This is a genomic window from Halovenus salina (genome assembly GCF_026410925.1).
GTDB lineage: Archaea > Halobacteriota > Halobacteria > Halobacteriales > Haloarculaceae > Halovenus > Halovenus salina.
Genome location: NZ_CP112972.1, coordinates 1,142,549 through 1,160,767, shown reverse-complemented (window position 1 = coordinate 1,160,767; position 18,219 = coordinate 1,142,549). Strand labels below are relative to the sequence as shown.

The 18,219-nt window shown below is 61.4% G+C and carries 17 protein-coding genes; 8 read left to right on the top strand and 9 right to left on the bottom strand.

What is annotated here, in order from left to right:
* Positions 1-35: 35 nt before the first annotated feature.
* Entirely contained in the window at positions 36-2,327 is a 2,292-nt protein-coding gene (locus OSC37_RS05830) for a DUF2298 domain-containing protein (RefSeq protein WP_267163656.1), read from the top strand.
* Between the two features lie 8 nt (positions 2,328-2,335).
* Here OSC37_RS05830 and OSC37_RS05825 read toward each other — a convergent pair whose 3' ends face one another.
* Positions 2,336-2,590, bottom strand: a complete 255-nt coding sequence (locus tag OSC37_RS05825) for an HAH_0734 family protein (RefSeq protein WP_267163655.1) — start codon at positions 2,588-2,590, stop codon at positions 2,336-2,338.
* 99 nt (positions 2,591-2,689) lie between these two features.
* Between OSC37_RS05825 and OSC37_RS05820 the strand changes: the two genes are divergently transcribed.
* Positions 2,690-3,907, top strand: a complete 1,218-nt coding sequence (locus OSC37_RS05820; RefSeq protein ID WP_267163654.1) for a phosphoglycerate kinase — start codon at positions 2,690-2,692, stop codon at positions 3,905-3,907.
* A gap of 110 nt (positions 3,908-4,017) precedes the next feature.
* Here the strand turns inward: OSC37_RS05820 and OSC37_RS05815 are convergent, their stop codons facing one another.
* The 4 genes from OSC37_RS05815 to OSC37_RS05800 all read right to left on the bottom strand — a co-directional run bounded on the left by OSC37_RS05815 (position 4,018) and on the right by OSC37_RS05800 (position 6,634).
* Positions 4,018-4,671 carry a chemotaxis protein CheC gene (locus tag OSC37_RS05815; RefSeq protein ID WP_267163653.1) on the bottom strand — a complete coding sequence of 218 codons (654 nt, stop codon included), beginning with the start codon at positions 4,669-4,671 and terminating at the stop codon, positions 4,018-4,020.
* A 62-nt stretch (positions 4,672-4,733) separates the two neighbouring features.
* On the bottom strand, positions 4,734-5,198 hold the full coding sequence (locus tag OSC37_RS05810) for a PUA domain-containing protein (RefSeq protein WP_267163652.1): 465 nt from the start codon (positions 5,196-5,198) through the stop codon (positions 4,734-4,736).
* Complete coding sequence (locus OSC37_RS05805; RefSeq protein ID WP_267163651.1) at positions 5,199-5,420, bottom strand: hypothetical protein; 222 nt, start codon at positions 5,418-5,420, stop codon at positions 5,199-5,201.
* On the bottom strand, positions 5,417-6,634 hold the full coding sequence (locus OSC37_RS05800) for an LEA/WHy family protein (RefSeq protein ID WP_267163650.1): 1,218 nt from the start codon (positions 6,632-6,634) through the stop codon (positions 5,417-5,419). The genes OSC37_RS05805 and OSC37_RS05800 overlap by 4 nt, the downstream gene beginning before the upstream one ends.
* A 90-nt stretch (positions 6,635-6,724) precedes the next feature.
* On the opposite strand from OSC37_RS05800, the gene OSC37_RS05795 reads away from it, so the two are divergent.
* Positions 6,725-7,384: a DUF420 domain-containing protein gene (locus OSC37_RS05795; RefSeq protein WP_267163649.1), complete on the top strand. Its 660-nt coding sequence runs from the start codon at positions 6,725-6,727 to the stop codon at positions 7,382-7,384.
* 12 nt (positions 7,385-7,396) lie between these two features.
* On the opposite strand, the gene aglG is transcribed toward OSC37_RS05795, so the two are convergent.
* Both aglG and OSC37_RS05785 read right to left on the bottom strand, forming a co-directional pair.
* Positions 7,397-8,320, bottom strand: coding sequence for a glucosyl-dolichyl phosphate glucuronosyltransferase (gene aglG / locus OSC37_RS05790; RefSeq protein ID WP_267163648.1), 924 nt, complete (start codon positions 8,318-8,320; stop codon positions 7,397-7,399).
* Positions 8,321-8,369: 49 nt separating this feature from the next.
* Complete coding sequence (locus OSC37_RS05785) at positions 8,370-10,394, bottom strand: hybrid sensor histidine kinase/response regulator (protein WP_267163647.1); 2,025 nt, start codon at positions 10,392-10,394, stop codon at positions 8,370-8,372.
* Between the two features lie 207 nt (positions 10,395-10,601).
* Here OSC37_RS05785 and katG point away from each other — a divergent pair, with 207 nt between their 5' ends.
* From katG to OSC37_RS05765, 4 genes are all read left to right on the top strand, one after another.
* On the top strand, positions 10,602-12,740 hold the full coding sequence (gene katG / locus OSC37_RS05780; protein ID WP_267163646.1) for a catalase/peroxidase HPI: 2,139 nt from the start codon (positions 10,602-10,604) through the stop codon (positions 12,738-12,740).
* Positions 12,741-12,816: 76 nt separating this feature from the next.
* A complete protein-coding gene (locus OSC37_RS05775) occupies positions 12,817-13,716 on the top strand; it encodes an NAD(P)H-binding protein (protein WP_267163645.1) in 900 nt (299 codons plus the stop codon).
* A complete protein-coding gene (locus tag OSC37_RS05770) occupies positions 13,713-14,417 on the top strand; it encodes a DUF7530 family protein (protein ID WP_267163644.1) in 705 nt (234 codons plus the stop codon). Before OSC37_RS05775 ends, OSC37_RS05770 begins: the two co-directional genes overlap by 4 nt.
* A 160-nt stretch (positions 14,418-14,577) precedes the next feature.
* Positions 14,578-15,543, top strand: coding sequence for a formyltetrahydrofolate deformylase (locus tag OSC37_RS05765; protein WP_267163643.1), 966 nt, complete (start codon positions 14,578-14,580; stop codon positions 15,541-15,543).
* Between the two features lie 436 nt (positions 15,544-15,979).
* Here OSC37_RS05765 and OSC37_RS05760 read toward each other — a convergent pair whose 3' ends face one another.
* Positions 15,980-16,333, bottom strand: coding sequence for a reverse transcriptase-like protein (locus OSC37_RS05760; protein WP_267163642.1), 354 nt, complete (start codon positions 16,331-16,333; stop codon positions 15,980-15,982).
* 271 nt (positions 16,334-16,604) lie between these two features.
* Positions 16,605-17,783 carry an ISH3 family transposase gene (locus OSC37_RS05755; protein WP_267161275.1) on the bottom strand — a complete coding sequence of 393 codons (1,179 nt, stop codon included), beginning with the start codon at positions 17,781-17,783 and terminating at the stop codon, positions 16,605-16,607.
* Between the two features lie 159 nt (positions 17,784-17,942).
* Between OSC37_RS05755 and OSC37_RS05750 the strand changes: the two genes are divergently transcribed.
* Entirely contained in the window at positions 17,943-18,209 is a 267-nt protein-coding gene (locus tag OSC37_RS05750; RefSeq protein WP_267163641.1) for a DUF7692 domain-containing protein, read from the top strand.
* Positions 18,210-18,219: the final 10 nt, after the last annotated feature.

The following is an 18,219-nucleotide window of genomic DNA, read 5'->3' as shown; positions in this document are numbered from 1 at the left end:
AAGAGGTAACTGTTCCGGTGTCCCCACACCTGGTAATGGAACTGGGGTTGGTCGTCCTCTGGATGGCTGTCTTCCTGTTGCTCGGGTTCGCAGCCCTCCCGCTTTCGGCGTGGCTGTTGCCGGAGACGGAGTACATCGGCTTCGCCATTCCGCTCGCGCTCGCGGTTGTTGGTGTCGTCGCCCATCTCGTCGGCCAGGTCGCATTCGGCTGGCCTGCGCTGCTCGCGGGACTGGCTGTTTTGCTCGCCCTCTCTGTGACAGCCGCCGGCCGGACTGAAGTCGACCTCGACCCCGACCGGTTGACAGAGTACGGACTGGTGTTCGTTGCGGCCTTCTCACTCGTCGTCGTCATCCGAGGAATCGACCCCTCTGTGGCACCGCTGCCCGTTGCAGTCGGCGAGAAGTTCCTTGATTTCGGCCTCCTGAACACGCTCGAACGGTCGGGGTCGCTCCCGCCTGAGTCGATGTGGTTCGCCGGCGAGTCTGTCAAATACTACTACGGCGGCCACCTGCTCGTTTCACTGCTGTCGACGCTCACCGGAACGAGCACCGCTTACGCCTACAACCTCGGACTCGCTGGCGTCTACGCGACGTTGCTCGTGACAGCGTACGCCCTGGCTGCCTCCATCGTCCGGCCGTACGACGTGTCTCGGTGGGCTGCCGGCGCGTTCGGTGCGTTTTTCGTCGGCGTCGCAAGCAACCTCGAAACCGCCCTCCGGCTGGCGGCGTGGCTGCTTCCCGATGGAGCCGCGGAGCCGCTTGCCTCCTGGGCCGGCATGGACGCCGGTGTCGCGGCCTGGTCGCCAGCCGACTTCTCGTACTGGGACGCGAGCCGCGTCATCCCTGTCGAGCCAGGAAACCCCGACAGCGGCTTCACCGCGGCCACGGAGTTCCCGCTGTTCGCGTGGCTCAACGGCGATTTACACGCTCACATGCTGAGCCAGCCCTTCATGCTGCTCGTCGCTGGACTGTTGCTCGCGTTCTGGCGCTCGCCGGCCCGACACCGCCGACTCCTGCTGTTTGGCTTTCTCCCGCCGCTTGTCGGCTTTCTTGGCTTCGTCAATCTGTGGTCGCTGCCGACTGCGCTTGGTCTGACGGCACTCACGGTGTTTTTCGTCCCCGAGAATCCACTCGAACTGCTCCCCAGTGCGGTCAGGTCGCGGTTGCTCCCGCTCGCTGACCGGGGCCGCGTCCACGACGAGGTGTCACGGCTCATCTTCGCGGCGCTTTCTGTCGCCGTGGTTGCTCTGGGTGCGGTTGTCTGGACACTCCCGTTCTGGGCCGCTGTCGTTCTCGGAACGCCCGACCAGTCTGTCGGCTACTGGGACCAGTGGACGCCGCTCGGTCCGCTCGTCGTCGTTCTCGGGGGCTTCCTGGTCGCTATCGGCTTCTACCTCGCCCGTGCGCTCAGAGAGCAGGACGCCCGTGCCCGCCTAGGTCTGGTGCTTGGGGCTTGTTTTCTCGTGGTTGGAGTCGCGACCGTACTCGGCGTCGCGGCGGTCGGGGTCGCGCTCCCGTTGATTCTCGGCGGCTGGTGGCTGCTGGACCGGGAGGCTGTCGGCTTCGAGACGGTGCTGGTCGTCGCCGGTGCTGGGCTGGTTCTGCTCGTCGAACTGATCACAATCGAAGGCGAGCGGTTCAACGTCATTTTCAAACCGTACGTCCACGTCTGGCTGTTCTGGGCGATTGGCGCGGCAGTCGCGCTCCCCCGCCTCGCCTCGGGGTGGCCCCACACCGACGGCATAGACACCGACCGTCTCCAGCGTGTCGGAACGGTCCTCGCGGCCGTGCTTGTCGTCCTGACAGTCCCATACGCAGGCTTTGCACTTCAGAATCACGTCGATACGGGAACACGGACGACAGACGAGGTCGGCACGACACTTGACGGGACGGCGTATCTGGAGGTCCATTTCCCGGCAGAGGCTCCGGCGATTCGCTGGCTGGACACGAAGCAGGGACAGCCGACGATTCTCACGACTGCTCCGGCGGGCTATCGGTGGAATCCCGCTGAGGGAGACGGTTCGGCCGCGCCCGCGAGCCTGACAGGTCTTCCGACGGTCGCCGGCTGGTCACACGAGGCACAGTACCGCGGCGATGCGGTCTACAACGAACGTGTCGGGGATGTCCACACGATGTACGGCGGCGAGGCCGAGACACAGCGACGCCTACTCGCCGAGTACGGCGTCGAATACGTCTACGTCGGCCCAGCAGAGCGTAATTCGCCGTACTTCGAGGTAACTGTCGGCGAACTCGACGCCGTAACCGTCGCTCAGTCCTGGGAAGATGTGAGAATATACAAAGTCGACCAGGCAGCCCTCGGAAACTGAGTTCTTGGTCAAGCGCGGGCCTGGTGGACGTCGATTTCGTCGGCGTCGACGGCCTCAACGTCGAGATGCATCGGGATGTAGTTTCGGCGCTCGTAATCCTCGCGCTCGTCCTCAGAGCCGACAGTACACCACAGCTGGGGGTCTGCCGGCCCGTGGAAGTCGCCCTGACGGTTGATACCGAAGCAGACGAACTCCTCGCCGTCGTACTCGATGAGTGCACCCTTCCGGATGCCGGGGTCCCCTCGAATGATGAGTTTCTGCATACCAGGTCGTTCGGCTGAACGCGTCTTAATCACTTCGGAGCGGTCTCACCGACCAGGACTTCGGGGTCTATTAGTAGCTCCTCTGTCGAAGAGCACACAATGAGCTACCGGACACTGGACGACCTCGGCGACGGCAAGCGAGTGCTCTCCCGCCTCGACCTGAACTCGCCGGTCTCGGTCGGCGTCGTTGAGGACAACCGCCGGTTCGCCCGGCACGCACGAACCGTCAGGGAACTCGTCGACGCCGGCCACCGCGTCGCCCTGCTCGCTCACCAGGGACGGCCGGGACGTGACACCTTCGTCACGCTCGAACAGCACGCCGATATCCTCGCGGAGCACATCGACCACCCCGTCGAGTACGTTCCGGACACGTACGGGCAGACGGCACTCGATGCAATCGAGTATCTCGACGACGGCGAGGTCGTTCTGCTCGAAAACGTCCGGATGACCGACGACGAACTCCCGGAACGGGATCCCGAAGAACACGCCCAGAGCGCTCTCGTCCGGACACTCGCCCCTGAGTTCGACGCCTACGTGGGTGACGCCTACTCGGCAGCCCACCGCAAGCACGCCTCTGTCGTCGGCTTCCCGCTCGAAATGGACGCCTACGCTGGTCGGGTCATGGCCGACGAGTACGAGGCCAACTCGGCGATTGCAACCAGGGAGTTTGACGGCGAGGTGACGATGGTCGCCGGCGGCACGAAAGCGACCGACGTCATCGAGGTCATGACGACACTTCGAGACAAGGTCGACAACTTCCTGCTTGGTGGCGTCGTCGGCGAACTCTTCTTGCGGGCGGTCGGCTACGACGTGGGACGAGACATCGACGAGAACGACCTCTACGAGAGTCAGTGGCTGGCCAACCGCGAGCAGATCGCAGACCTCATCGAGAACCACCCCAGCGACCTCGTCTATCCGACAGACCTCGCCTACGCCGACGGAGCCGACGAGCGCGCCGAGGTGACCGTCGCCGAGGTCAAAAACAAGGACCACGACTACCTCGATGTCGGCTCGGACACCGCAGAGCAGTACGCTGACATCGCCGCCAACTCCGAGGCGGTCTTCGTCAAAGGTGCGCTCGGCATGTTTGAGGACGAACGGTTCAGCGACGGGACGGTCCGAGTCTTGGATGCAATCGCACAGGGCGACTGCTTCTCGGTTGTCGGCGGCGGCGACACCTCCCGGGCCATCGAGATGTACGGGATGGACGAAGCGGACTTTTCACACGTCTCGATTGCTGGCGGCGCGTACATCAACGCCCTCACCGGAAAACCACTTCCTGGTGTCGAGGTACTCAAAGACGACGGCGAGTGGTAATCGGACGGTTGTTCGCGATTACGTACTGCTATAGTCGGCCAATATTGGCTTTCAGCGTGTGGAAGTATCGTCTGATGACCTGACTCTGAAAAGAGTCACGAACAACCGTCTCAGTTGTTCGTGAGGCTCTCGTCGGCGAAGATATCTGCCTTGATATCGGTATCGACATCGAGCCGTTTAACCAGGTCGACGAGGTCGTGAATCTGTGGGAAGGTGTAGACAGTGAGGTCGACGTCGGTGGTTGGCGCGAGAATCTCCGAATCGAGGACGAACACGAGGTCCTCGTCGGGCCATCCTCCCATCTTCTCGATAATCTTGCTTGTGGGGCCGTAGGTGAACGTCGGCGTCCCCATGCCGATTGTCGTGTCGAGAACGTTGGCCCAGCCGTCGATATATCCAGAGGTCATGATGTTGCCGATCTCTTGGATAGCTGACCGCTCCATGTCGCTGAAGCCACTGGAGTCATCGCCCCCTCCTTCGCCGGGAATCATCGACTGTGCGAGTTGTTTGCTGTCCTCCGGGTCGAGGACAAACAGGACGTACCCATTCGGTGAGTCCGTCAACTCGACGAAGATGCCGACCTGTTTGTCGTCGCCGAGATGTGTCTTCACGTCCTCCATGTGGAGAAAGTTGATCTTGGCGACCTCGATTTCTGCGTCCAGTCCGGCCATCTGGTTGAGGCTGTCGGCGACCTGCCGAGACCCCTCCTTGGAGATTTTGTTGAAGACCCCCAACTTCCGGACATCGACCTTCATCTCACTCATGTGTCTCGTCTATGCGGCCCGCCCCTCCTAAAGACTCGGGTCTCCGGGTGGCACGGGCCGGGTCAGGAGTCGATACCTTCTCTGGTCTTGACAGCCATCCCGGTCTCGAAGGCGAGCATCCCCTCACCAGAAAGCTCTGCCCGACCAACGCCGAGGAGTCTCCCGTCCTCGTGGACGACAAGCACTTCATCACGCGGTCGGATTGTCTCGTCTGCGCGCACGACGAACTTGGCGAAGACGTTGCGACCCTCTCGGACGAACGGTTCGCTCTCGTCGTCGACGACGACCCGGTAGGCGTCTGCCGGCAGGCTGCTGTCGAGGCGTTCTCCCCCCGCGATTCCCAGCCTGAATCGCCCGTCGCGTTCGTACGTTGCGATACGGCCGTCGTCGGTGTGAATCTGGCGCGGACGGCCCGAACTCGTTCGTGTCACGTCGAGTGATTCCGCCTGTGGAAACAGGGCGTCGCCGGCGTCGGGACCGAACTGATACCGGGCGACCGTCCTGAGGTCATCGATAGCTGCTGTCATCTATACCTGGTGTCTCGGCTCCTCGCTTTCGGCGTTTTCGATTGCCAGCCCCAACACGTACGGGGTTACGACCGCGTCGACGGCCGCAATTCCGACCATGAGAGCAGTGAGTAGCGCGTCGTCGACGAACAGGACCGCGACGACCACGATTGTGAGCGAACTCATCAGTCCGAGCAGTATCCGGACGTTCGAGTTTGCAAACGGGTGTTCTTCAGGGCTCATAGGCCGCAGTGGTGAGCGGATAGACTAAAATCTGGCTGCCGTTCTCTCACAGAGAAAAGCCCGTCGTCGTCGTCGTCTCCGTCGTCATTGGAGCCGAAATCGCGCCACCAGTCAGTCTCTGTCAGATCGAGCGTGGCTCCGGCGGCCTCAAGCTCGCCCTGTGCAATCGACAGCGGTGTGGTTCCACACTCCTCGAACTGCATATCAGTCGTCTGGTTGTCGACGAAGATAGCGGTCGTCAGGTCGAACGAACAGGACAGACCGTCTTCCTGCTGTGGAATCGTGAGGCGGTTCCCGCTGAGTTCGAAGGCGAGCTGGCCGGCGACCTCGACGTCGCTACGTTCGCCGCGGTCGACGTGGGTGGCAAACCACTCGGGGACATTCCCGTTGTCCATCTCGATTCGGAAGGTCCGCTGCTCGGTCGTGTCCGGCTGAATCGTCCCCTCCTCGGTCACGTCGAGCACCTCGACCTCGCTCGCGTTCCAGTCGGCGACCCGTATCTCGTTCATCGCGAGGTAGCCGGTAAAGGCGGGCGTTGGAATGGGGTATGCGTTCGGGTTGTGAATCGAGGCGTTCACGAGAATCTCCGTCTGGTTCTCCGTCACCTCGCCCCACTCGGTGGTGACCGACTCCACGTCGACGGTCGGTTCGAGCGCCGTCCCGTCTGGCCCACGCAGGTCGGTACCAGTCGCGCTGTAGCTCCCTTCGAACGTCGAGAATCCGCGGTCGAGCGCCCCTTCGATGTCGGTGTCGACACTGTCCTCGTAGCTGCCCGACGGCGACCCCGAAACCGGACCGGCCGAGACGTTCGCCGTCGCGTTCACGCGAACCGCACTCACCTCGTCGTTCGTCAGGTGTGCGTGCCACCACGCGGGAAGGCGGTCGTAGAAGAGGTCTGTCCGGAACTGGTGGGTGCTCTCTCCCGAGGGGAGACTCAGCCCGTCTCCCTCGCCCTCGGCGAGATCGACGCCCTGTAACGCGACAGCGTACTCGACATCGGCGTCACCGCCGCCGATTGGGTTTGGATTCTCCAGCCAGACCGTCGTGACGACGCCGATTCGCTCGTCGTCGACCTCACCCCAGTCGTTGTCCTCCAGTCCTCCGTCGGGCACGCCGATGATGCCGGCGACAAAGAGGATGCCGACAAGCGCAACAACACCCAGTACGACGACGAGACCGACCACTCCAACGCGCTTGACTCGCTTTCTGTTCATCGACGATACATTTTGCTGGGGACGGTAAACCGTTTGTGGGGCGGGAGGAAGAATCCAAAGAGAGTTTTAACGGCAGTCCTAACCTCCGCTATGTCCGTCGCTCATACGCTCAAATCGAGTGCGCGCGACCGTCCGGTGGCGGTAACTGTCGCGGTGACGGTGCTGGGATACGGGCTCGTCATCGGGACCTTCCTGGGTATCGTCGACTTCTACCCGGACCTCTCGAAAGGGACCGTCGACCTGTTGACTCACCTCATCGCGGTCATCAACACTGGTGCGCTGGCCGCCTTGCTTGCCGGCGTTTATTTCATTTCACAGCGGGAGATTAGCAAACACGCGACCTCGATGCTAATAGCGTTCTCGCTGATTCTGCTCTTTCTCGTCGTCTACGTCTTCCGTGTCGGTGGCGGCGAGACGAAGGCAATCGTCGCGCCGGACCTGGTGACGACCGTGTATCGGGCAATGCTGGCGATACACATTCTGCTCTCTATCGTCTCCGTGCCCGTTGTCGTGTACGCCGTCGTCCTGGGGCTGACGCGAACGCGGGCAGAACTGGCTGAGTCACTCAAATCGACCGTTGGCCGGGTCGCTGCGAGCGCGTGGATTCTCAGCCTCGCACTCGGCATCATTACCTACTTCATGCTGAATCACGTCTACGAGTCAGAGCCGCTCAACTCCGTCTTGCTCGTTGGCCTCGTCGGACTCCGACCGGTTGTCGGTGACCGACTCACGGTCCTGTTCAACGAGTAACGTGTCGGTGGGTCAGTCCCGCCACTTCACAAGTCCGTAGAGGTAGCCAATCCCGACGAGCCCAGTTAGCACGAACAACATCACGAACTGGAGCAGTTTCGCAACCGTGGGGCCGCGGGCGAGGGACCCGAGACGCGACGGAGCAGCGTCGAACAGCAACTCACCGAGGAATTCGGTCTCCTTGTCGGTCGAGTCTTCCGTGACGATTGTCTCCATCGCCCGCTTGGAGTATCCCTGCCAGAACGCCCGTTCGAGCAGCCAGCGTAGTTCCGTCCGGTATTCAAAGACCTTGTGCCCGACCGTTGCGTCGGCGTTGTAGACGACGCCGCGGCCGTACTCCTCGCGCATCCGAGCACAGAACTCGGTCTCGTGGGCCTGCAGATTCGCCTCGCCCTGGCGGCCGACCTGTGTCTCGAAGCCGCCGAGTTCTTTGAGGACCCACGTTCGAAAGGAGATATTCGAGCCGAAGGTGTTCCGGACCTCCTCGCCATCCTCAGCGAACCCCGGTCGGTTGACGCCAACGAGCCAGTAAAACTCCGGGGGGAGAAAGCCCGGCTTGCCTGCGACCCAGCGAGGCGTCATCCGGCCGCCGGCGGCGATTGCGTCGGTCGACTCGTAGACCGAGACGAGCGCCTCGACCCACCGCTCGTCTGCGATTGCGTCGTCGTCGATGAGCGCGACCACGTCGCCGGTAACGTACTCGAGGGCGTTGTTCCGGCTTCCGGAGAGGCCAACGTTCTTTTCGTTACAGTGTGTCTTCACGTTCGAGAGGTGGCCGTAATCCTCGACCACGCGGTCGTAGAGTTGTTCGTTCCCGTCGACGACGAGAATCAGCTCGATGTCGTCGTAGGTCTGGGTCCGGATGCTCTCGACGGCTTCACAGAAGTGGTCGTACACGTCAGCCGAGTAGGTACAGATGACGACCGAGACCTTCATCATCCGCTCTTTTCGACGTTTCCCGATAAGTATTGTGAACGCCAGCGCACTACCTGTCGACGAACTCGACGCCCGTCACCTCGAAGCGGGCACCGCCGTCCTCGCTCTCAGTGACGGCAATCTCCCAGCCGTGTGCGACGACAATCTGCTTGACGATGCCGAGCCCGAACCCGGTCCCTTCCGCCGATGTCGAGTAGCCGGTTTCGAAAACCCTCTTGCGGCCGGATTCGTCGATACCAGGGCCGTCGTCGGCGATGTAGAACCCGTCGTCGAGCGTCCCGACGGTGATGGTCACGTCGTCGCCGCCGTGTTCGACCGCGTTTCGGATGAGGTTCTCGAGCAACTGTTGCAGCCGATTCCTGTCGGCACGCATCTGGACCGGTGCGTCGGTCTCGATGCACGCGGTTGCGGTGTCGACAGTACGCCAGCAGGCCTCGACGAGCGAACCGAGCGCAATCGTCTCCAGCTCGCCGACGTGCTCGCCCTGTCGGGCCATCGTGAGGAGGTCCTTGATGAGGACATTCATCCGCTCGTGTGCCTGCTCGACGGCGTCGAGGTGCTCGCTGTCGCACTCGTCTTGTGCCAGCTCGAGCTGGAGGCTGGCCACGTTCAGCGGATTCCGGAGGTCGTGGCTGATGACGCTGGCGAACTCGTCGAGCTGGTCGTTCTGTCGCTCTAGTTCGTCCCGACGGTCCTGGAGATTGCTCCGCCGTCGCAGGTCCTGGAGTGCTGTTTCGGCCGCAGTCGCGAGGATACGTCCGAGGAACTCGTCAGTCTCGTCGAAGACACCAACGACCGTGTCGCCGACGGCGAGCGTCCCAAACTCACCGACCGGCAGAATCATCAAACTGTGGACTCCTGTGTCTTGGTCGACAGCGTACTCGACCTCTTCGATGTCATCGTAGACGTGAACCTCGCCGGCGTCGAACGCCTCCCAGTTACGGCTCTCACCGTCGGGCGAGAATACCGTCCGCTCAGGCAGCAGGTCGGGAAGGTTTGCGCTCACCGCTACCGGGACGAGTCCACCGGCCTGCTCGTCGTAGAGTCGCACAGAGACGATCGAGAAATCAAGTACGTCCTGTGCGGCGTCGACGACGCGCTTGGCAATCACCTGTTCTGACTCCGCACGAACGAGATCGCGAGTCGCCTCATGGAGCATCTCGAGGCGTCGTTGGCGCGTTCGCAACGTCTGTTCACGCTCGACCCGATCCAACGCAACCTCGAGATAGTTCGCCAGGATCTCGACGAGCTGGCTGTCTGTCTCGTTGAATGCCGCTTGCTCTGGAGCGGAGACAATGAATACTCCGCGGTTGCCGAGCGGGTGAAGAATCACACTTTCGGCAGGACTTGGGTCAGTCACACAGTCCGAAGACGAGAGCGAATCGATGCGGACGGGGTCGCCTGCTCTGAAGACCTCCCAGGCGAGCGCATCGGTCGACCCCGGGGGTGTGTCTCGATTGAAGACCGGGGCGTCGCCGAACACCTCTGGAACCGACTCCGCCGCCGCGACTGGCTTCAGGCACGTCTCAGCGTCGTTTACGATGTTGACACCGCTCAGTGGCGCACCGATGATGTTGTTGGCCGCCTCGACTGCATACTCGGCGGTCTCCGTGATTGTCTCGGTGTACATCAGTTCTCGCGTCCGCTCACGAAGCTGGTCCAGCTTGCGCTGGGCGTTGTACCGGTCGACCGCGTTTGTGATACGATTGGCGAGTACAGCGTACTGCTCGGTGCCACTCTCTTTCTGGAGGTAGTCGGTCACACCCGCAGAAATCGCCTTACTGGCGACTTCTTCGCTGCCTTTCCCGGTGAACAAGATAAACGGCTTGTCTGGATACTCTGTTCTGACTCCCCGCAGGAACTCGATTCCGTCTTTGCCGGGCATCTCGTAGTCCGAAACCACACAGTCGTACTCCTGTCGGCGCAGACGCTCCATGCCGTCTGCTGTACTGGCCTCGGTGTCTACGACGAACCGTTCGTCTGCTTCTTCGAGCAGCGAGACGGTCAGCTCTCTGAAGCTGGGGTTGTCGTCGACATGAAGCACAGAGATTGTGATTCCGGCGGACTGTGTCATTCCGTCGTATGTTTGCGTACCAATCATAAAAACCTGTACGCCACCAAACAGTCTGTCCATTCAACAGAACACAGGCCAGTACCGAGAGTCCGAGGACCGGGAATTCGCTGCAGAAAATTAACACAATCGATAGATTGCTTGTGTTGGAGCAGAGATTTCCTTTCGAGTTCGACAATATTAATACTCCATCAACACAATTTAGTGGTGATGAGCAAGACCAATCAAGATTGGTGGCCAAATCGGTTGAGTCTGGAGATTCTCGACCAGAACGCCGAGCAGAGCGACCCGATTGGGGAGGAGTTCGATTACGGAGAGGCGTTCGAGAGCCTCGACCTCGACGAGGTGAAAGCCGACATCGAGGAGGTACTTACGACGTCCAAGGACTGGTGGCCGGCGGACTACGGCCACTACGGGCCGTTCATGATTCGGATGGCCTGGCACAGCGCGGGCACGTACCGTGCAAGTGATGGTCGTGGCGGGGCGGCTGGCGGTCGCCAACGGTTCGCACCAATTGGCAGCTGGCCGGACAACGCGAACCTCGACAAGGCGCGGAGGCTGCTCTGGCCGGTCAAACAGAAATACGGCAAGAACCTTTCCTGGGCAGATCTGATGATTCTTGCGGGCAACGTCGCAATCGAGTCGATGGGATTCAAGACTTTCGGCTTCGCTGGCGGCCGAGAAGACGCCTTCAAACACGACAAGGCCGTCGACTGGGGGCCTGAAGACGAGTTCGAAACCCAGGAGCGCTTCGAGGAGCCCGGTGAGATTCAGGAGGGACTCGGCGCCTCCGTGATGGGACTCATCTACGTGAACCCAGAAGGCCCGGACGGCAACCCCGACCCGATGGCCTCGGCAAAGAATATCCGACAGACGTTCTCCCGGATGGCGATGAACGACAAGCAGACCGCAGCACTCATTGCCGGCGGTCACACCTTCGGCAAGGTCCACGGTGCCGACGACCCCGAACAAAATCACGGCCCTGAGCCAGAAGCCGCTCCAATCGAGAACATGGGCCTTGGCTGGCAGACCGAAGACGATGTCAAGGGCGGCGAGATGATTACCAGCGGCATCGAGGGTCCCTGGACGCAGTCCCCGACCGAGTGGGACATGGGCTATGTCAACAACCTCCTCGAATACGAGTGGGAGCCCGAGAAAGGACCCGGCGGTGCCTGGCAGTGGAAACCGAAAAGCGAGGAACTCGAAGACTCTGTGCCGGGCGCACAGGACCCCGACGACCGCGCGACGCCGATGATGCTGACGACGGACATCGCGCTCAAGCGCGACCCCGAGTACCGGGAGATTATGGAGACCTTCCAGGAGAACCCGATGGAGTTCGGTATCGCCTTCGCGAAGGCCTGGTACAAGCTGACCCACCGGGACATGGGGCCACCCGAGCGATTCCTCGGTCCCGAAGTACCCGACGAAACGATGGTCTGGCAGGACCCGATTCCCGATGTCGACCACGACCTCGTCGGCGACGAGGAGATTGCGACGCTCAAAGCCGAGATTCGCGACACGGAGTTGTCGGTCTCACACCTCGCAAAGACCGCATGGGCGTCGGCCTCGACCTACCGCGACAGCGACAAACGCGGCGGTGCAAACGGTGCTCGAATCCGCCTCGACCCACAGAAGAACTGGGAGGTGAACGAGCCCGACCAGCTGGCAACGGTTCTCGACACGCTCAGTGCGATTCAAGACGAGTTCAACGACGGCCGCGACGACGACGTGCGGGTCTCGCTTGCAGACCTCATCGTCCTCGGCGGCAACGTCGCGGTCGAAGAGGCTGCTGCAGCGGCCGGCTACGATGTCGAGGTTCCCTTCGAACCCGGTCGTGCCGACGCCAGAGCCGACCAGACCGACGCCGATTCCTTCGAAGCGCTCAACCCGAAGGTCGACGGCTTCCGCAACTACATCCGTGACGATGTCGACAAGCCCGCCGAGAAGGTGCTGGTCGACAACGCGGAACTACTGAATCTGACGCCAAAGGAGATGACCGTTCTCGTCGGCGGTATGCGCGCGCTGGGAGCGACCTACCAGGACACCCATCTTGGCGTCTTCACCGACGAGCCTGGTGTGCTGACAAACGATTTCTTCCAGAACCTCCTCACCATGGAGACCGAGTGGGAGCAGTCTGAATCCTCCGAGCACATCTACGAGGGCTACGACCGCGAGACAGGCGAGCTCAAGTGGGAGGGAACCCGCATCGACCTCGTCTTCGGGTCGAACGCCCGACTCCGCGCCCTCTCCGAGGTCTACGCCGCCGAAGACGGCGAAGAGAAGTTCGTCGAAGACTTCGTTGACGCCTGGCACAAAGTGATGACGCTCGACCGGTTCGACCTGGAGTAACGAGTCGGTGGCCTAACTGGCTTATCGGCGCTTTTCTGTTCGGAAAGACTAACAGAACCTGCAACGTAGCGGAGCTATGCAGATACTCGTGCTGGGGGCGACCGGCTTTGTCGGCGGGTCGCTCGTGCCGGCGCTTCTTGAGGCTGGTCACGAGGTGCGTGCCCTTTCTCGGAACCGTGACCGCGCAACTGCGACACTCGACGACCGTGTCGAGGTTGTCGAAGGCGACGTTCTCGACCCGGAGACGCTGGACGGCGTGTTCGAGGGAATCGAGTTGGTCTACTATCTCGTTCACTCGATGGACGCCGGCGGGCAGTACGAACAACGCGACAGACAGGCCGCCGACAACGTGGCCACGGCCGCGAGCGAGGCCGGCGTCGACCGCCTCATCTATCTCGGTGGCCTCGGCGAGACCGGAAATGACCTCTCGACGCATCTCGCCTCCCGCCGTGAGGTCGAAGGCCGCCTCGCGGACGGAGAGTACGATCTGACGACGTTTCGGGCGGCAATTGTCGTCGGTGCCGGCAGCGAGAGCTTCGAGATGGTCCGCCAGATGGTCAAACGGATTCCGGTCATGATTACACCTACGTGGGTCCGGACGCCCGCACAGCCCATCGCAATCAGTGACGTGGTCGCGTACCTATCCAAGGCTGCAACAACGCCCGAGACGGCCGGGAAAACGCTCGAAATTGGCGGCCCGGAGGTCCTCTCCTACGAGGAGATGATGCGGCGGACCGCTGCGGTGATGGGCCGTCGGCTCTATGTCTTTCCGGTCCCGTTTCTCACGCCGAAGATATCGGTCTACTGGATCGACCTCGTCACGGACACCCCGCCGAGTATCTCTCATCCGCTGATAGAGGGGCTCAAGAATCCGGTCGTCGTGACAGACGAGCGGGCACAGGAACTCCTCGACGTGGAGTTAACTCCCTTCGACGAGGCGGTCGAAACCGCAGTAACGAGCGCGCGGTCGACATGAGCGAGGACCGCGCACTCGGCGAATCCGAGTGGGTCTACGAGAGCATCGTCCGCAGTGTTCCGGGAATCAAGACCTCCCGGAGCGTGGCGCTTGCAGCGCAGTTGCTGGGTTTCGAGGCCGCGATTCTTGTCCTCGCACTCTGGTACGACCTTCCCGGGGCGGCGGTCGCTGGGAGCGTCGCTGTCTTTGTTTCGGTTGCGGGTAGTGCGTTCATGCTCGGACTGTCACGGGTCATCCGCCGAGAGGACTCGCCGCCCGCCTACCGGAGCCTGCTCTTTGGGTCACACATCGAAATCGTACTGGGGCTAATGGCGTTTTTCGCGCTGGTCGTCTACGTCTTCGTCTACGACCCACGGCAAGGGGGCAACTCGCTGCTGACCACTGTTCTCGGAGACCGCCCGCCTGTCGTATTCGTGTTCCTCCTTCTCGTTGTCAGCTGGGACGTGATGTACCGTATCGGTGTGGGGTGGTGGGCGAGCCTGGTCGGGCTCTGGCGAACATATCGCTACGGAGATGGGTTGTCTCCCGAGTCGCGTACCAGACTTCGCCGGCTCGACGCCGCGACAATCGGCTTTGCTGCCTTCCAGCTACTCTTCCTGCCATTACTCGTCGGCCACCCGATTCTCCAGTTTGCGGTTGTCGGTCACGCGGCCGCGGTGACTGTCGTCTCAGGACTGTCGATTCTGTTTCTCCGGGAATAGGCGATTAGGTGACAATCACCGCCTTCGGCCTGGCTGGTGCCGTCCATGCCCGTAACCAAGTTGCCCAGCTCTGTCGCTCAGGGCGGATAGACACGCTTTTTAGCCGCGATGGCATTCAACAGGGTATGCCTGCGCTCGACGGCAGCACGGAGGTGTATCGATGACGACCGACCTCACCGAAATTACGGTTATCGGAGGGGACAAGACTGGGCTGATTGCCCGTGTCACCACACTGCTGTTCGAGCGCGGAATCAACATTGAGGACCTCGACCAGGCGGTCCGTGACGGGCTGTTCCGGATGTCGATGCGGGTCGACACCGAGGAGATGACCTGCGAAGCGGACGAACTCCGGAGCGCCCTGCTCGAGTTGGGCCGGGAGCTCGGTGTCGACATTCAGGTCCGGTTTCCGAGCGACCGCGAAACCCAGCGGATTGCGGTCTGTGTCACCAAGGAGTCTCACTGCCTGGAGGCGCTCATGGAGGCCGCCGACGACGGTGACCTAGATGTCGAGATCGCCGCGGTCATCAGCAACCGCGGTACGCTCCGGCATCTGGTCGAGCCGACTGACATCCCCTTCTACGATATCGGCGACGGCAAGGGCTCGCCCGACGAGGACCGTATGCTCGACATCCTGGCCGAGCACGAAATCGACCTAATCGCGCTGGCGCGGTACATGCGCATCCTCGGCCCGAAGATCGTCTTCCGGTACGAGGACCGTATCATCAACATCCACCCGAGCCTGCTCCCCGCGTTCCCGGGGGCCGCGGCCTACCGCCAGGCGAAAGAAGAGGGCGTCCGTATCGGCGGCGTCACCGCCCACTACGTGACGACCGACCTCGACCAGGGGCCGATCATCACGCAGCGAGCTTTCGATATTCCTGACGACGCAACAATCGACGACATCAAGGCCCGCGGACAGCCCCTGGAGGCCGAGGCGTTGCTGGAGGCTATCGAACTCCACACCGATGACACGGTCGCCGTCCACCGCGGCCGGACGAGCCTTCGAGACGGAGCCGACGCCGAGGAGTACCAGCTCGGACTGCCCGAGACGGCACAGGCTGCGAATCCAAAACGGCCGGTCGACACTGCGCTCGACGCTGACGTGCCAAACGCCGCCGACGATTAGGTGCTCGCGACGGAACAGGAGTCTGTCCGTGATGAACTCACTGAAACTCGATACCGACCGACGGTTCGCACTGCTGATGGTCTGTGTCTCTGTCGCCATCTTCCTCGCTATCTGGCGGGCAGAACGAAACAACCACCGGTAACCAGGCAGAACGGCGTCGACAGACTAACAGCCCGAACACAAGCCGTCAGCTCGCTGTGTTCCGTAGCCACGATTCGACACGTCTCACATGACGGGGGACTCTCCTATCACTGCGAGCGGCTTCGTGTGTTCTTCCAAGCGGGATAGATTTCGAGTAACGTGATAACGCTGAGGACCATCCCAGCGACAATCATTCCTCTCTCTGCATCTCTTTCGCTCATATTATTAATCATGTGCTGCGCTATCAAATAACTTGATACTGACTCAGGTTCGAGGGCCGAGACAACGGCGACTCTCATCTGCCCTGGTCCGTGTCGTGTGCCCGGACTGCAAGCGTGTGGGCACGTTCGTTTTCACCGCGACTGACCGTCCGGTATGTGACCCGTGGGATTGGCGCGAGTGCGTTTCGAATCGCTGTGACACGCCGTCGCCGAATCTCGTCGCCAGGCGTTGTGGACCGTGCCGGGTCAACGCTAGTAATCACCGCTGCGGCATCGCCCCGAACGTGAACATCGCTGAGTCGCCGATATGTTCCCAGTGCGGCCACAGCCTGTGCCCCGCCGACGAGAGCTCGAAACTCGGCGTGCGTACTGGAAACGAACGCGTCGAGTCGGCGTGACCCCTCAGCCAGCGGCTTGCCAGCTGTCACGGTGTTACGATTCGTGCCCGACCGCGCCGGTCACACCCTGTCGTCTTCGAGCACAGTCGGTACTTCACGAACGAGTCGACACAGCGTGATCTGAACGCCACAAACGAATCACTTTCTGTATGATTTTGGGGGAGATTCTCGCAACCACTGTGAAAGAACGGACGGCAGAAACGAGCTACCACACCAAACGGACGAGAACAGGCAATTTTACGCCGGTGCTGCAGAGAGCTGTCGCTGACGGATCCTCGGACAGGCCGTGGGCTGACCGCGGTCAGCCCGCGGCTGCCACCGAGCCGTACGTCTCAGGAACACCCACACCGTTCGCCTCGACGTACCAGCGTCGCTCTAACTCGTCTTCGAGTTCGTTCCGAATCCAGTCACAGAACGTCTTGAACGTGAACTCCTCCGGGAGGTCGCGCCCGCCCCGCCGCGGGCGGGCGACGACCGCCCATCGGAGCACGAGCCACAGATTCTCCAGCAGTGCCGCGACGAGCATTATCGCAAATCGCACGACGGGATCACGCGTTGTCGTGATCCCTCGTGCTTGCCGAAGCAACCGGTAACTCGTCTCGATGCCTGAGCGTTTCCTGTAGAGGCGTTCGACTTTCTTCGGTGACTTTTCAGCAACGCCACAGGCGACGTAGCCCCGAACAACCTCTCCGTGTTTGCCACGGTCGCCATTCTGGTAGGAGACTGCGACCGCGAGCGGGATCTGAAGCTCCCGCTCGCTGTCCTTGTACATGCGATAGGTCGTCATGTACGACTTGTGTACGTCGAGTTTGTCCTTCATGCGCTCACCTTTCTTGGGAACGTGAACGACCGTTGCAGCGATCTCACGGGAACGGCGGATGACGCGTTCGTTGTAGAACCCGCTGTCGGCAAGCAGGAGGTCGATTTCGAAGGGATAGTTCTCGACGCGGGCGAGCACGCGCTCGACCGCGTCGGCCTCGTCTTCGTCGTTGCGGACGTACGTCATCGCCAGCGTCACTGGCTTTTCGTTGGAAACGATGTACGCCGTACAGTATCGGTGACACGTTGTGGTCCCATCTTTGGGGGACATTGAACAGAGTTCGCCTTCATCGGCGTAGTGATCGCCGTGGTAGGGGTTATCGATAAAGTCGATGGAGACGATTCTCGACCGGTCAGCGTCGAGAATCGTCATAGCTAGGCGAGCGAGTAGGAGGTTAGCGACGAATTCGAGCCACTGCCGATTGAGTGTATGTAGCCACGTCAAGACGGTGTCGTCGCATGGTGTTCCGTCGGTGTCCTTGCAGGTTTCCCAAATCGAGGTCTGATTGGTGCAGGCCAAAATGACGACGAGCCAGATATCGCCGGGGTCGAGGGGGCTCCCCTCGACACCCGGCAACGGGAGTGGAGTGATGACCTCTTCCGCTACGTCTTTTACCTCCGACGCCGAAAGATAACCGTCTGGATTGGGGAGCTTGAACACATCCTAATCCAGACACTTTCTCGTGGTCAAATCAACGATTCAATCTAACCGATTACGCTGTTCGTGAAGTACCGACAGTGCTGATTCGTGGCGATTCGAGGGGAAAATGGGGGTTCCAGTGACCGGAAGAATCTAAGAACCCGGGGCTCGTGTTACGATATGGCCTCGTTCCGGATGCGGATAGACGGAAGCAAAGAGTACCGAGCGCACGTGCTTGATGACGCGAAAGACCTGTTTGGTGAATCCACGCGCACCGGCGCTGTGATGGCGGCCGTCGAGCACAGTCGTCAAGACCGGAAGGCGAAAGCTGAGGCGATGGACTACCTCGCTGGCGAGCTTCCGCCGGAGCAGTTAGCCGAGGTTGCTGATATTCTCTCGACCGGAGAAATCGAGGTTGCGGTGGACGTGGAAACCTCGATAGAGTGACCACCTACCG